Source organism: Halopiger xanaduensis SH-6 (assembly GCF_000217715.1).
Taxonomy (GTDB): Archaea; Halobacteriota; Halobacteria; order Halobacteriales; family Natrialbaceae; genus Halopiger; species Halopiger xanaduensis.
Genome location: NC_015666.1, coordinates 2,977,096 through 2,990,092, shown reverse-complemented (window position 1 = coordinate 2,990,092; position 12,997 = coordinate 2,977,096). Strand labels below are relative to the sequence as shown.

Here is a 12,997-nt window from a genome sequence, read left to right as displayed (position 1 = left end):
TCACGTCGGGGAGGGTAGTTTTCGCGCTTGACATGTTCGTACGTGAAACGTTCGCGTCAACTCGTAATAAAGTCTAGCGTGAAGAATCAGCCTCAGCAAATAGCGGCGACCGCGGGACGTCGGCCGTTCGTCCGGACGGGGACAGGGACGGGTTGCCTTCCCGAGACGACGCGACGCTCGTCGCAATCCAGGCCGTACGTAGCGCGCAGTCCTCACCGCTCCGCGGGCGCACCCTCGCGAACGTTGACGGCCATCCCCGTATCGAAATCGGCGATGGCCGCTGCGTCGAGTTCCGCTCGGCCGACCGCGAGCAACTCCCCGCGCTCGTGGACGACCAGCACTTCGTCGCCCGGCCGGATTTCCGGCCCCGCCTCGAGGACGAACTTCGCGAAGACGTTCTTCTCCTCGCGGACGAACGGTTCGCTCTCGTCGTCGACGACCACGCGGTAGGCGGGATGCTCGAGCGCCGCGTCGAGCCGGCGACCGCCCTCGAGGCCGAGCGTGAACCGGCCGTCGGTGCCGAAGGAGACGATACGGCCGGCGTCGGCGTGGACCTGTCGCGGTCGCCCGGAGGAAGTCCGGGTGATCTCGAGTGAGTCGGTTTCGGTAGGCGGAAAGAGTGCCGTGCCCGCCCCCGCACCGAACTGGTAGTCCGCGATCGTCCGAAGCGTCGTCAGATCCGCGTTCCCGTCAGCGACCTCGCTCATTGGGTCGCCGTTCGGCTCGGCCCGTCGAAAGCCCTTCGACCTGTCCCGGCGGCGGTTCCGAGGATCGGTCCGGCTCTCCGACCGGCCATCGGATGTAACGGGATGACGCGCAGGTGGCTCGAGAGCGCTGCTACCCATCGATGAGCACGGGAGCGACGCATCATGACCATTATATACGCCGAGCGGATAGTCGAGTCCGATGGATCTGACGCAGATCGGCCTCGGGCTCGGGCTGCTCGCGGTCAGCGGCCTGACGTTCGTCGGGCCGGCGGCGCTCGACCCGCCGCTCGTGTCGCTGCTGACGGGGACGGCGCTGATCGCGGGGACGGGCGCGGTACTGACGACCGTCGCTCGAGAAGCGTAACCGGTCGGGAGGCCGAGGACGGGACAGCAATCGACGCTACGGATTTCTCTCTGAACGCTCGAAACGCACACCAGCGACGCGTGGCTGCTGCGAGGATACCGGACGACCTTACAGCAGGAACGTTTCGCGCCGCTCGTCCAGATCGAGGAAGGAGTCGGCCGCGTCGACGAGTTCGTCGGCGGTCGAGGATTCGAACGCCATCACCTCGACGCGGACGCCCTCGTGGCGCAGGTGCGAGCAGAGTCGCGAGAAGTCGCCGTCACCCGTACAGAGGACGATCGTGTCGACGTGGTTCGCGAGCGTCACCGCGTCCAAGCTCATGCCGACGTCCCAGTCGGCCTTCTTGGAGCCGTCGGCGAAGGTCTTGATATCCTTGATCTTCGGCTCGAAGCCGATGTCGACCAGCGCCTCGAAAAAGCTCTCCTCTTCGGGGGCGTCCGCGCGGATCACGTAGGCGATCGCGCGGGTGAGCTGGCGGTCCTGTACGGCCTTCTCGAGCAGCGACGAATAGTCGATGTTGCGGCTGTAGAGACTCTGTGCCGAGTGGTAGAGGTTTTGGGCGTCGACGAGAACGGCGACGCGCTGGCCGGGATGAATTTCGGTCACGGCCTAACGTCCGGCGGCCATCCGTAAAAATCGCGGCGATCAGCGTCGGAACCGTGTGCCGCGCGGCCCGAATAGCAAGAGTCGGGCCCAGCCGCGTTAGCTTCGGAGTTTCTCGATGCGCTTCTCCGTCGGCGGGTGCGTCGAGAAGATCCGCTGGAGCATGCTGCGGTCGGCGTTGAAGATACACAGGGCGTTGACGCCGCTGTCCTCGACTCGCGGCTCGCGACCCTCGGCGCCCGCGGAGATCTTCTCGAGGGCGCGCGCGAGCGGGTCGCCGCTGCCGATGTACTGGCGGGCGGTGTCGTCGGCGACGTACTCGCGGTACCGCGAGATCGCCATCACGAAGATCATCACGAGGAAGTTCGCGATGATCGAGGCGATCCACGCGATGATGAAGCCGCCGGGGTTTTCGTCACCCAGCGCCTGGACGAGGAAGAACACGGCGTAGCTCACGACGGTCGCGATCGACTGCCCGAGCACCATTATGACCGTGTCGCGGTTCTTGAGGTGAGCCAGCTCGTGGGCGATGACCCCCTCGAGTTCGTCCTCGTCGAGCAGGCGCATGAGTTCGCTCGAGACGACGACGATGCCGGCTCCCTTCCGGCCGGTGGCGAAGGCGTTAGGGACGCCCATGTCGGCGACCATCAGCCGGGGCTTGTCCATGTTCATGTCCCGGCAGAGCGATTCGGTCATCTCGTGAACCCGCCGGTACTGGCCCTCTTCGGGCATGTCCTCGGCACCCGTGCTTCTGACCGCGAGCCACTTGCCGAGTTTGTACTGTCCCGCCGGTAGCAGGACGATGCTCGGAATCAGCACGATGACGAAGCTGACCCCGAACAGGATCGAGAAGAACCACGCTGCGGCCAGATAGAGGCCGAACAGGATCGATCCGGCCACCGCCATCCGCAGTTGTAACCCAGTTTTGTTCATATGCGGTGGCTAGTTAGCACTCGGACCTATAAAATTCGTGCATTGTCCGTGATAATGGCCATTACCGTCCGCTACGGAAGCGGCGACGAATCCTGCAAGAAGTCACAACGGATAAGGTAGTTCGACGTCGTGTAACGCATATGCGCCGCGTCGCTCCGTCGATCGTCGGTCACGTCGCGAGCGGCGCTGCCCCTCGTTTTTCGAAACGTCCGAAACGTAAACGCGTCTAACTGCGCTCGAGGCGAGCGTGGCGGCTCGTCCCGGGTGCGACCGACGACGACGACGTGCGTGGAACGAACTCGAGAGGCGGACCGCCGGACGCGAGTCGACCGCGACCGGCGTCCGGATCCGAACTGGAGTTCACGATCGATCAACAACTACTACACGACCGCTGACCGACACACGATACAACGACCGCCGCGATCACCGCGACCCACGATCGCGGCGACCACGAGACCACCACGACCACACGATCACCATGAGCACACCACTCGACCTCGAGGGCGTCTTCCCGGCGATGTGTACGCCCTTCGACGACGACGAACGCATCGACTTCGAAACGCTCCAAGAAGACGCCCAGCGGCTCGAGGCCGCGGGCGTCGACGGGCTGGTCCCCGTCGGCTCCACCGGCGAATCGGCGACGCTGACCCACGACGAACACGTCCGCGTCGTCGAGGCCGTCATCGAGGCCGTCGACGACGTGCCCGTCATCGCGGGCACCGGCTCGAACAACACCCGCGAAGCGCTCGAGTTGTCCGAGCGCGCGGCCGACGCGGGCGCGGACGGCCTCCTCCTGATCTCGCCGTACTACAACAAGCCCGAGCAGCGCGGCCTCGTCGACCACTACCGGACGATCGCCGACGCGGTCGACCTGCCCCAGATCGTCTACAACGTCCCCTCGCGGACGGGACGGAACATCGAGCCCGACACGGCCGTCGAACTGGCGAGCCACGAGAACATCGCGGGCTACAAGGCCGCCAGCGGCGACCTCGGCCAGATCGGCGAGGTCGTCGAACGGACGCGCGACGAGGACTTCGCCGTCCTCTCGGGCGACGACGCGCTCACCCTGCCGATGCTGTCGGTCGGCGCGACGGGCGCGATCAGCGTCGCCGCCAACATCGAACCCGAGCGCACCTGTGCGATGGTCGGCGCGGCGCTCGACGGCGACTACGCGCGCGCTCGAGCGCTCCACCACGAACTCGGGCCGCTGTTCCGCGAACTGTTCGTCGAGACCAACCCCATCCCGGTCAAGGAGGCCATGCAGATCCGCGGCTACGGCCCGGCACGTCTGCGGTCGCCGCTGACCCGCCTCTCCGAGGAGTACCGCGAGGACTTAGCGGCCGTGCTCGCCGACCTCGAGGAGTCGTCGACGGAAGTCGCCGACGCGGGAACGGAGGGTGATCGATGACGACGCGGATCGGCGTCACCGGTGCGACCGGCCGCATGGGCCGGGAAGTGATCGCGGCCGTCGCCGAGCGCGAGGACTGCGAGGTCGCGTTCGCGGTCAATCGCGACCCCGACGACGACAATGTCGCGGGCGTCGACGTCCAGCCGGCGGCGGAGTTCGACGCGCTGGTCGCCGACCGCGAGCCAGACGCCGTTATCGACTTCACCGGCCCCGAATCGGCTCTCGAGTACGTCCGGGCCTGCGCCGAGGCGGGCGTCCCCTTCGTTACCGGGACGACGGGGTTCGACGACGACCAGCGGGAGACACTGCAGGCCGCCAGCGACGAGATTCCGGTACTCCACGCGCCGAACTTCGCCCGCGGCGTCCAGGCGCTCGTCAACGTCGTCGGCGACGCCGTCCAGAGTCTGGAGGGGTACGACGTCGAACTCGTCGAGACCCACCACAACGGAAAGCGCGACGCGCCGAGCGGGACGGCGAACCGCCTGCTCGAGGAGATCGAAGCCAACGGCGATTTTAAGGACCGGAAACACGGCCGCGAAGGGTTCGATCCCCGCGAAGAGGGCGAGATCGGCGTTCACGTCCTCCGCGCGGGCGACATCACCGGCGAGCACGAGATCGTCATCGCCGGCAACCACGAGGAGGTCCGCCTGACCCACCGCGCGGAAGACCGGGGCGTCTTCGCCGCCGGCGCGGTCGATGCAGCCGTCTGGCTCGCCGAGCGCGAACCCGGCAGCTACGATTTCGCGGACGTCATCGCGTCGTAGCGCCGGCTCCGTTTCGCGAACCGCGCTGGCCGGGCCGGAAGGGATGGAACTTTAGCACTCCGCTCGTCATCTCCCGACAGCAATGAGCGCACTCGAGAGCGAGGTTTCCGAGCTGTGGGACCGCTACCAGAACGACGACGTCGACGCCGAGAGCGCCGGCGAGGACGAGTACGCGACGATCGACGCCTTCCTCGAGGCCCTCGAGGACGGCGAGGTTCGCGCCGCCGAGAAGCGCAACGGCGAGTGGGAGGCCAACGAGTGGGTCAAGCAGGGCATCCTGCTGAACTTCGGTCTCCGCGAGAACCAGGCCTACGACTACGGCGGCGTCGACCACTACGACGTGCTCCCGCTGCGCGAGACCGAGGACCTGGGCGACCGGGGCACTCGCAACACGCCCGACGGGACGACGATCCGCCGGGGCGCCTACCTCGGCTCGGACTGCATCATGATGAGCCCGAGCTTCGTCAACATCGGCGCCTACGTCGGCGACGGGACGCTCGTCGACTCCTGCGACACCGTGGGATCGTGCGCCCAGATCGGCGAGAACGTCAAGCTCGGTGCGAACACCCTCATCGGCGGCGTCCTCGAGCCGGTTGAGAACGCGCCGGTCATCATCGAGGACAACGTCTCGCTGGGCGCGGGCTGTCGGGTCACCTCCGGGTTCGTCGTCGGCGAGAACAGCGTCGTCGGCGAGAACACGCTCCTGACGCCGCGCATCCCGGTCTACGACCTCGTCGAGGAGGAAGTGCTCTACGGCGAACTGCCCGCCGACCGCCGCGCGTTCACCCGCTTCGTCGAGTCCTCGGTCAGCGACCACGATCTCTTCGAGGGCGGCGCCTACAAGCCCGCCGTCGTCGCCACTGACCTCGAGACGGAGACGCTCGAGGCGACCGAGCGCGAGGACGCGCTGCGAGGGTAAGCGACCGCGGCGTCTCCCTGGGCAAAACAGGGAAGGCACATCCTCTCCCGTCGAGTACATATCTCTATATACCGTTCTCCTCCGGTACGTGAGAAACGGTATCACTCCTAGCAAGGCTTTTCGGTCGCTCGAGTCCCTGTAATCCCATGGGTGAGCGAATCCGCCGGGGATCGAACGAATCGACGCCGGACCGACCGTCCCCGACGGAATCAGCCGTCACCGATCCAGCCACTACGAACAGACTAGACGAGCTGTTTTCCCTGCTGTCGAACTCCCGCCGACGGTGGCTACTCTACGCGCTCGCGACCGCGGACGGTGCGGTCGTCGAACGCTCGCAACTCGTCTCGTGGCTCGCCGACGTCGAAGCGAGCGGCGCGGCCGAGTCCAACGACGCACTCGAGGGTCGGATCGCACACGACCTGCACCACAACCAGCTCCCACGGCTCGAGGCGGCCGGCATCGTCGACTACGATCCGCGCCAGGGAACGGTCCGCTACGACGGATTACCGTTCCGGACAGAGTGGCTCGAGCACGCCCACTACAAGGAGACGGGCGAGTTGCTGTCGGAAGCTGAAACGCGTCGGTAGGAAGTCGCTCGCCGTCGCGTAGCCTGGCGGATGAAACCGGAACCCAAACCCTTGAATCCTCGCGGTCACTTGCACTCGACAATGACCGACCGCGCGGATTCGCCGGCCGTTCGCCGGCTCGACGACTGGGATTTCGAGGAACTCGAGGCCCTCGCAGACGAGCACGATACGCCGCTGTACGTGATGGACCTCGATCGCGTGAAGGAAAACTACAGCCGCTTCTCGGCGGCCTTTCCCGACGCCCACGTGATGTACGCCGCGAAAGCGCACACGGGCAAAGCCGTCCTCGAGGCGGTCCTCGAGGCCGGCGGCACGATCGAGTGTGCCGCCTGGGGCGAACTGCAGCGGGCGATCGACGCCGGCGCGGATCCGAACGAACTCCAGTACACGGCCGTCAACCCGCCGGATCACGACCTCGACTACGCGGCCGATCTGGCCACCGAGCACCCGGGCCTGACGATCACGATCGGCGCGACGGATACCCTCGACCGCCTCGCCGAGCGGGGCTACGACGGCCGCATCGCCATCCGGATCAACCCCGGCATCGGCACCGGCCACCACGAGAAGGTCGCGACCGGCGCCGACGCGAAGTTCGGCATCCCCTACGAGCGCGTTCCCGACGTGGCGGACCGCGTCCGCGAGGAGTTCGACCTCGTCGGCATCCACGCCCACGCCGGCAGCGGCGTGCTGACCGACGACCTCGAGGACCACTGCCGCGCAATCTCCCGCGTCGGCGACATGGCCCGCCGCGTCGGCGACGCGGACCTCGAGTTCGTCGACGTCGGCGGCGGCTACGGCGTTCCCTACCGCGAGGACGAGGCGCCGCTGGACCTCGAGAAAACGTCCGATATGGTCCGCGAGGCCGTCGGCGACCTCGACGCACAACTGAAACTCGAGCCCGGCCGCTACATCGTCGCCGATGCGGGACTGATCCTCTCGGAAGTCAACACGATCAAGGAAGCGCCGGACACGACCGTCGTCGGCATCGACGCCAGCCTCGCGACCCTCATTCGACCCGCGATGTTCGGCTCCTACCACCCGATGCTGAACGTCAGCTCGCCCGACCGCGAGCCCCGCGAAGTAACCGTCGGCGGCCCCGTCTGTACCAGCGCCGACGTCTTCGCCCACGACCGGCCGATCGCCCGGCCGGAGCGCGAGGACGTCATCGCGATCGGCAACGCCGGCTCCTACGGCTACGAACTCGCCAGCCAGTTCCACTCCCAGCCCCGGCCCGCCGAGGTCGCCCTCGAGGACGGCGAGGCCCGCGTCGTCCGGCGCCGGGAGACGCTCGAGGACGTGACGCGCGTGGAGCGAGAGGCGGAGCGGGACGAGTGAGATGAGCGGCGACGCCAATACGGACTTCGACCTCGCCGAGTTCCACGCCGAGGCGGTGGGAACGCCCTCCCACGAGGACGTCTCCGAGATGCGCGAGTTGGTGTGCGAGACGCTTCGGGACGCGGGTCTCGAGCCCGAAGTCGACGAACTGGGGAACGTGCTCGCGACTCGAGGCGGGAGCGCGGGCGAGTCCGAGACCGACGGCGACGCGGATGGCCCACACATCGTCCTGAACACCCACATGGACACCGTCGCGCCCCACGTCCCCTACGAGCGCGACGGCGACGTCGTGCGCGGTCGGGGCGCCTGCGACGCGAAGGGGCCGCTGGCCGCCCTACTGGCCGCCTTCCTGCGCGTCGAGCCGACCGCCGGCCGGGTCACGCTGGCGATCACGTACGACGAGGAGACGCTGATGACCGGCGCCGCAGGGCTACAGGAGACGCTGGCGCCGTCTGCCGACGGCTTCGTCGTCGGCGAACCCACGAATCTCGACGTCTGCATCGCCGCCCGCGGCCAGTGCGAGGGGACGGTCACGATCCGCGGCGAGGGCGGCCACGCCGCGCAGGTGCCCGCCGAGCGAAACGCCGTCTTCGGCCTCGCGAGCGTCCTCGAGGCGCTCCGGCGCTACGACGACGAATCGGGGCCCGACGAGGACGAGGTACTCGGCGCGCCGAAACTCACGGCGACGATGCTCGAGGGCGGCGAGGCGCCGAACCGCGTTCCCGAGGCGTGTACGGTGACGTTCGACCGCCGAAGCGTTCCTCCAGAGACCGCCGACTCGTTCCGAGCGGATCTCGAGGCCTACCTCAAGGCGCAGGACCGCGTGCCGGACGGCCTCGAGGTCTCGGTCGACCTCATCCGCCCGGACACGCCGTTCCCGAAGCCGTTCGTGACCGATGCGGACGACCGCTTGGTGCGGACGCTGCGGGACGCGAGCGGCGGCGACGTGCGGCCGTTCGGTGCGGCGACCGAAGCCGGCTTCTTCGCCGCCGACGCGCCGACCGTCGTCTTCGGGCCGGGCGTCCTCGAGGACGACGAGGGCGGCGTCGCACACTCCGAACGCGAGTACGTGCGGCTCCCGGACGTTCGGGCGGCGGCGGACGCGCTCGAGAAGACGCTCGTCGAACTCGTCGGCTGAGCACTGTTTTCACGCCGACCGTCAGTTAGATCGACATCAACGCGATGGCCACGACGCTCAGCCCGATGGCCGCGACCTTGCGCGGCGTGACGGTCTCGTCGAAGGCGACGATGCCGACCAGCGAACTGACGACGATAAACAGGCCGTAGATCGGCACGACGACGCTGACGGGGCCGAGTTCCAGCGCCCGGTAGTAGGTCAGCAGGCCGACGCTCAGCAGCACGCCCATCGCGACGAGGTGCGGCGTTCGCGGGTGTCGGAGGTAGCGTCGGACCGGGAGCCCGCGGTAGACGATCACCAGCCCGACGACGACGAGCATCACCGAGTTCGAGAGGAAGACCGCCACCGTGCTCGGGAGGTCGGTCATCGCGATCGAGAGCAGCGGGGCGACCAGGCTGTAGGCCAGGCAGGCCACGATCGAGAGCGAGAGGTACCGCTTCATCACTCCTCACCTCCGGCCGCGAGGTAGATCGCGAGTGCCGCCACGCCGATGCCGGCGGCTCGAGTCGCAGTCAGCTCCTCGCCGAGGAAGGCGATGCCGACCAGCGAACTGCCGACGATAAAGAGCCCGTAGATCGGCACGACGGTGCTTACGGGGCCGATTTCGAGCGCCTGGTAGTACGCGAGGATACCAGTCGAGAGGAACAGGCCGGCGACGTAGACGTAGCCCGCCGCGGGACTGGCGGCGTCCGCGGGGGTACCGGTTCCCGTCACGAGGAGTACGCCGCTAGTCGCGCAGAGAAAGATCACCGTCGAGAGGAACAGCGCGACCGCGGGCGGCACGTCCTCCGTCACCGAACTCGTCAGCGGGGCCATCAGCCCGTAGGTGAGAAACGCGACGACGACCCACAGCAGATACTCCATATCGAGTTTCGGAACGGCGCCCCCAATACTGTCACGATTTCGGAACCGTTCGTGGGGCGAAATCGCGTCAGTGCGTCGGTCGCGTCGGTCCGATCGGACCACCAACCCGTCGCTCAAATCGACCCGCTTATTCGGGCCGCTCGAGGTCGTCGACCAACTCGCTCGCGACGCCGGTGTAGCCCGCGGGCGTCAGGTTCCGAAGTTCCTCGCGGACGTCCTCGTCGACCACGAGGTCGTCGAACAGATCGCGGAAGTCAGCGAGCGTGACGTCCTTGCCGCGGGTCAGCGCCTTGACCTGCTCGTAGGCGTCCTCCTGCCCTTCCCGGCGGAGGATCGTCTGGACGGCCTCGCCGATGATTTCGGGGGTGGACTCGAGGTCCTCGCGCATGACTTTCTCGTTGGGGACGACCTTCTCGAGGCCGGCCTGCGTCTTCCCGTAGCCGATGAGACAGTGCGCGAAGGCCGCGCCGATGTTGCGCTTGACCGTCGAATCGGAAAGGTCCCGCTGGAGCCGCGAGGTCGTGATATAGTCGGCGAGGAACTCGAGATCGGAGTTCGCCTTCGAGAGGTTGCCTTCGCTGTTCTCGAAGTCGATCGGGTTGACCTTGTGGGGCATCGTCGACGAGCCCGTTTCCCCTTCGACGGCCTCCTGGCCGAGATAGCGGTCGGAGACGTAGAGCCAGACGTCCAGATCCAGGTCGAGAATGACGTTGTTCGCGCCGCGGAACGCATCGAAGACGGCCGCGAGGTCGTCGCAGGGGTTGACCTGCGTGGTGAGGGGTTCGAACTCGAGGCCCAGCCCCTCGGTCACGAACTCCTCGGCGAACGCCTGCCAGTCGACGTCGGGATAGGCCGCGACGTGGGCGGCGTAGGTGCCCGACGCGCCGCCGAGCTTCCCGCTGAGGGCGTCCGTCGCCCGCCGGATGCGGCCGGTCGCGCGGCCGAGCCGCGAGGCGTAGACCGCCATCTCCTTGCCGAAGGTGGTCGGCGTGGCCGGCTGGCCGTGGGTCCGGGCTAGCATGGGGACGTCGCGATAGTCCCGGGCCATCTCGGCGAGCGCGTCGCGCACGTCGTACAGCGCCGGCAGGAGCACTTCGTCGATCGCGCCGCGGACGAGCAGCCGGTGGGCGAGGTTGTTCACGTCCTCGCTGGTCAGTCCGAAGTGGATCCACGCCGAGGCGTCGCTGCCCTCGGGCAGCCGGTGGCGGACGAAGTACTCGACCGCCTTGACGTCGTGGTTCGTCGCCTCGAAGCCGGCGTGGCCCTCCGTCTCGAGTTTCTTGATCAACTGGGCGTCCTTCTGGGCGAAGTGCTCGTAGAGCCCTCGCAGGTGCTCGCGTTCGTCGGTGTCGATCTCGAGCGGCGTGGCCTCGAGGTCGGCCAGCGCGAGCAGGTACTCGACTTCGACGCGGACGCGAGCGCGCATGAGCGCGGCCTCGCTCGCGTACGGCGACAGCGGTGCGGTCCGGCTGCTGTACCGCCCGTCGAGCGGCGAGACGGCGTACAGGGCGTCTGTCTCGGTCATTGTGTGCATCTTCCCAGCGCGGTGCAAAAGCGTATCGAAACCACGGCCCGAGGGGCGCACGAGCGTGCATACCTCGAGGCGACACTGAGCGATTACAACCGTAGTAATACGCGTTCGTGTATACATCGGCGCCCGAGACCGCAACGGCTTTCCCCTTCGCGGGAGCGCATACGACCATGACGCGAATCGCCGGGATGGCCGGCAACCGAGGGCGTAACCTGTTGAACATCGCCGACAGACGGCCGGGCAGGGCCGAACTCGCCGTCGTCCTGACGAACGACGAGGACGCGCCGGTGCTCGAGGCCGCCGCCGAGCGCGGAATTCCGACCGAAATCGTCCCGCTCGAGGATGGCATGAGCCGCCGCGAGCACGAGGAAGCGGTGCTCGAGGCCCTGTCGGACTACGACTTCGACTTAGTCTGTCTCGACGGCTACATGCGTATCCTCTCGGACACATTCCTCGAGGAAGCCCCGACCACGCTGAACGTCCACCCCGCGCTGCTGCCGTCGTTCCCGGGGATGGACGCATGGGGCGACGCGCTCGAGGCGGGCGTCTCGGTTACCGGCTGTACGGTCCACGTCGTCACCGACGCGACCGACGACGAGGGCGGGGTCGTCGAGAGCGAGGTCGACGCCGGCCCGATCGTCACCCAGGAGCCGATCCCGGTCTACGAGGGCGACGACGAGGAGACGCTCAAGGAGCGGGTTCTCTACGAGGGCGAGTTCCGCGCGTACCCCCGCGCCGTGAAGTGGTTCGCCGAGGACGCCGTAGACGTGGATCTCGAGGCGGGCGAGGTGACTGTCGACGCCGATACTCCGACGGCTCCGGATTCCGAGGGGCTGCCGAACCGGCGGCTCGTCTCGAGCGACCGCGCGGACACCCTCCGATACGGCGAGAATCCGCACCAGGACGCCGCCGTCTACGCCGACTACACCTGCGACGAGGCCAGCGTCGTCCACGCCGACCAGTTGAACGAGGGCGCGAAGGCCCTCTCGTACAACAACTACAACGACGCCGACGGCGCCCTGAACCTCATCAAGGAGTTCGACGAGCCCGCCGCGGCGGTCATCAAGCACACCAACCCAGCCGGCTGCGCGACAGCCGATTCGCTGGCCGATGCTTACGAGAAGGCCCTCTCGACGGACCCGATGAGCGCCTTCGGCGGCATCGTCGCCCTGAATCGGGAGTGTGACGCCGCCACTGCGGAGCAGATCGTCGACTCGTTCAAGGAGGTCGTCGTCGCGCCCGGCTACACCGACGACGCCCTCGAGGTGCTCTTCGAGAAGGAGAACCTGCGCGTGCTCGACGTTGGCGAACTGGGCGAGCGCACGGAGCGCTTCACTGAAAAGCCGCTGGTGGGCGGCCGACTCGTGCAGGAACGCGACCTGCAGTCGATCTCGGTCGACGACCTCGAGATCGTCACCGAGCGCGAGCCGACAGAGGAGGAACTCGAGACGATGGTGTTCGCGTGGCAGACGCTCAAGCACGTCAAATCGAACGGCATCCTCTTCGCAGACGGCACCGAGACGGTCGGCATCGGCATGGGCCAGGTGTCCCGCGTCGACGCGGTCCGCTTGGCGGCGATGAAGGCCGACGAGCACGCGGAGGGCAAGGACGCCGAGGGTGCGGTCATGGCCTCGGACGCCTTCTTCCCGTTCCCCGACGGCATCGAGGAGGCCGCCGAGGTGGGCATCGAGGCGGTTATCCAGCCCGGCGGCTCGGTCAACGACGAGGACGTGATCGAAGCCGCGGACGAGCACGGGATGGCGATGGTGTTTACGGGCCAGCGGAGTTTCAGACACGACTAGCGTCCACGGCCGAACGCGAACGATGACCGAGTACGGCCCGTG

General features: G+C 67.5%; 14 protein-coding genes. 8 read left to right on the top strand and 6 right to left on the bottom strand.

Going from position 1 to position 12,997, the window contains the following annotated elements:
- Window positions 1-212: 212 nt before the first annotated feature.
- Window positions 213-707, bottom strand: coding sequence for a PUA domain-containing protein (locus tag HALXA_RS14640; RefSeq protein WP_013881160.1), 495 nt, complete (start codon window positions 705-707; stop codon window positions 213-215).
- Between the two features lie 199 nt (window positions 708-906).
- On the opposite strand from HALXA_RS14640, the gene HALXA_RS22180 reads away from it, so the two are divergent.
- Window positions 907-1,071: a hypothetical protein gene (locus tag HALXA_RS22180; RefSeq protein ID WP_013881159.1), complete on the top strand. Its 165-nt coding sequence runs from the start codon at window positions 907-909 to the stop codon at window positions 1,069-1,071.
- Window positions 1,072-1,179: 108 nt separating this feature from the next.
- Here the strand turns inward: HALXA_RS22180 and HALXA_RS14635 are convergent, their stop codons facing one another.
- Complete coding sequence (locus HALXA_RS14635; protein ID WP_013881158.1) at window positions 1,180-1,677, bottom strand: LabA-like NYN domain-containing protein; 498 nt, start codon at window positions 1,675-1,677, stop codon at window positions 1,180-1,182.
- Between the two features lie 96 nt (window positions 1,678-1,773).
- Window positions 1,774-2,607, bottom strand: coding sequence for a M48 family metallopeptidase (locus tag HALXA_RS14630; RefSeq protein ID WP_013881157.1), 834 nt, complete (start codon window positions 2,605-2,607; stop codon window positions 1,774-1,776).
- A 478-nt stretch (window positions 2,608-3,085) separates the two neighbouring features.
- Here HALXA_RS14630 and dapA point away from each other — a divergent pair, with 478 nt between their 5' ends.
- The 6 genes from dapA (at window position 3,086) to HALXA_RS14600 (ending at window position 8,758) form a co-directional block, all read left to right on the top strand.
- Entirely contained in the window at window positions 3,086-4,015 is a 930-nt protein-coding gene (dapA, locus tag HALXA_RS14625) for a 4-hydroxy-tetrahydrodipicolinate synthase (protein WP_013881156.1), read from the top strand.
- Window positions 4,012-4,779: a 4-hydroxy-tetrahydrodipicolinate reductase gene (dapB, locus tag HALXA_RS14620; RefSeq protein ID WP_013881155.1), complete on the top strand. Its 768-nt coding sequence runs from the start codon at window positions 4,012-4,014 to the stop codon at window positions 4,777-4,779. The genes dapA and dapB overlap by 4 nt, the downstream gene beginning before the upstream one ends.
- Before the next feature lie 82 nt (window positions 4,780-4,861).
- Complete coding sequence (locus HALXA_RS14615; protein WP_013881154.1) at window positions 4,862-5,698, top strand: 2,3,4,5-tetrahydropyridine-2,6-dicarboxylate N-succinyltransferase; 837 nt, start codon at window positions 4,862-4,864, stop codon at window positions 5,696-5,698.
- A 146-nt stretch (window positions 5,699-5,844) separates the two neighbouring features.
- Window positions 5,845-6,285, top strand: coding sequence for a DUF7344 domain-containing protein (locus HALXA_RS14610; protein ID WP_013881153.1), 441 nt, complete (start codon window positions 5,845-5,847; stop codon window positions 6,283-6,285).
- Window positions 6,286-6,366: 81 nt separating this feature from the next.
- Entirely contained in the window at window positions 6,367-7,620 is a 1,254-nt protein-coding gene (lysA, locus tag HALXA_RS14605; RefSeq protein ID WP_013881152.1) for a diaminopimelate decarboxylase, read from the top strand.
- Window position 7,621: 1 nt separating this feature from the next.
- Window positions 7,622-8,758: a M20 family metallopeptidase gene (locus HALXA_RS14600; protein WP_013881151.1), complete on the top strand. Its 1,137-nt coding sequence runs from the start codon at window positions 7,622-7,624 to the stop codon at window positions 8,756-8,758.
- A 25-nt stretch (window positions 8,759-8,783) separates the two neighbouring features.
- Here the strand turns inward: HALXA_RS14600 and HALXA_RS14595 are convergent, their stop codons facing one another.
- The 3 genes from HALXA_RS14595 to purB all read right to left on the bottom strand — a co-directional run bounded on the left by HALXA_RS14595 (window position 8,784) and on the right by purB (window position 11,147).
- Complete coding sequence (locus HALXA_RS14595) at window positions 8,784-9,200, bottom strand: EamA family transporter (RefSeq protein WP_013881150.1); 417 nt, start codon at window positions 9,198-9,200, stop codon at window positions 8,784-8,786.
- Window positions 9,200-9,622 carry an EamA family transporter gene (locus tag HALXA_RS14590; protein ID WP_013881149.1) on the bottom strand — a complete coding sequence of 141 codons (423 nt, stop codon included), beginning with the start codon at window positions 9,620-9,622 and terminating at the stop codon, window positions 9,200-9,202. Before HALXA_RS14590 ends, HALXA_RS14595 begins: the two co-directional genes overlap by 1 nt.
- 127 nt (window positions 9,623-9,749) lie before the next feature.
- Window positions 9,750-11,147 carry an adenylosuccinate lyase gene (purB, locus tag HALXA_RS14585; protein WP_013881148.1) on the bottom strand — a complete coding sequence of 466 codons (1,398 nt, stop codon included), beginning with the start codon at window positions 11,145-11,147 and terminating at the stop codon, window positions 9,750-9,752.
- Between the two features lie 176 nt (window positions 11,148-11,323).
- On the opposite strand from purB, the gene purH reads away from it, so the two are divergent.
- Window positions 11,324-12,955 carry a bifunctional phosphoribosylaminoimidazolecarboxamide formyltransferase/IMP cyclohydrolase gene (purH, locus tag HALXA_RS14580; protein ID WP_013881147.1) on the top strand — a complete coding sequence of 544 codons (1,632 nt, stop codon included), beginning with the start codon at window positions 11,324-11,326 and terminating at the stop codon, window positions 12,953-12,955.
- The last annotated feature ends 42 nt before the right edge of the window (window positions 12,956-12,997 follow it).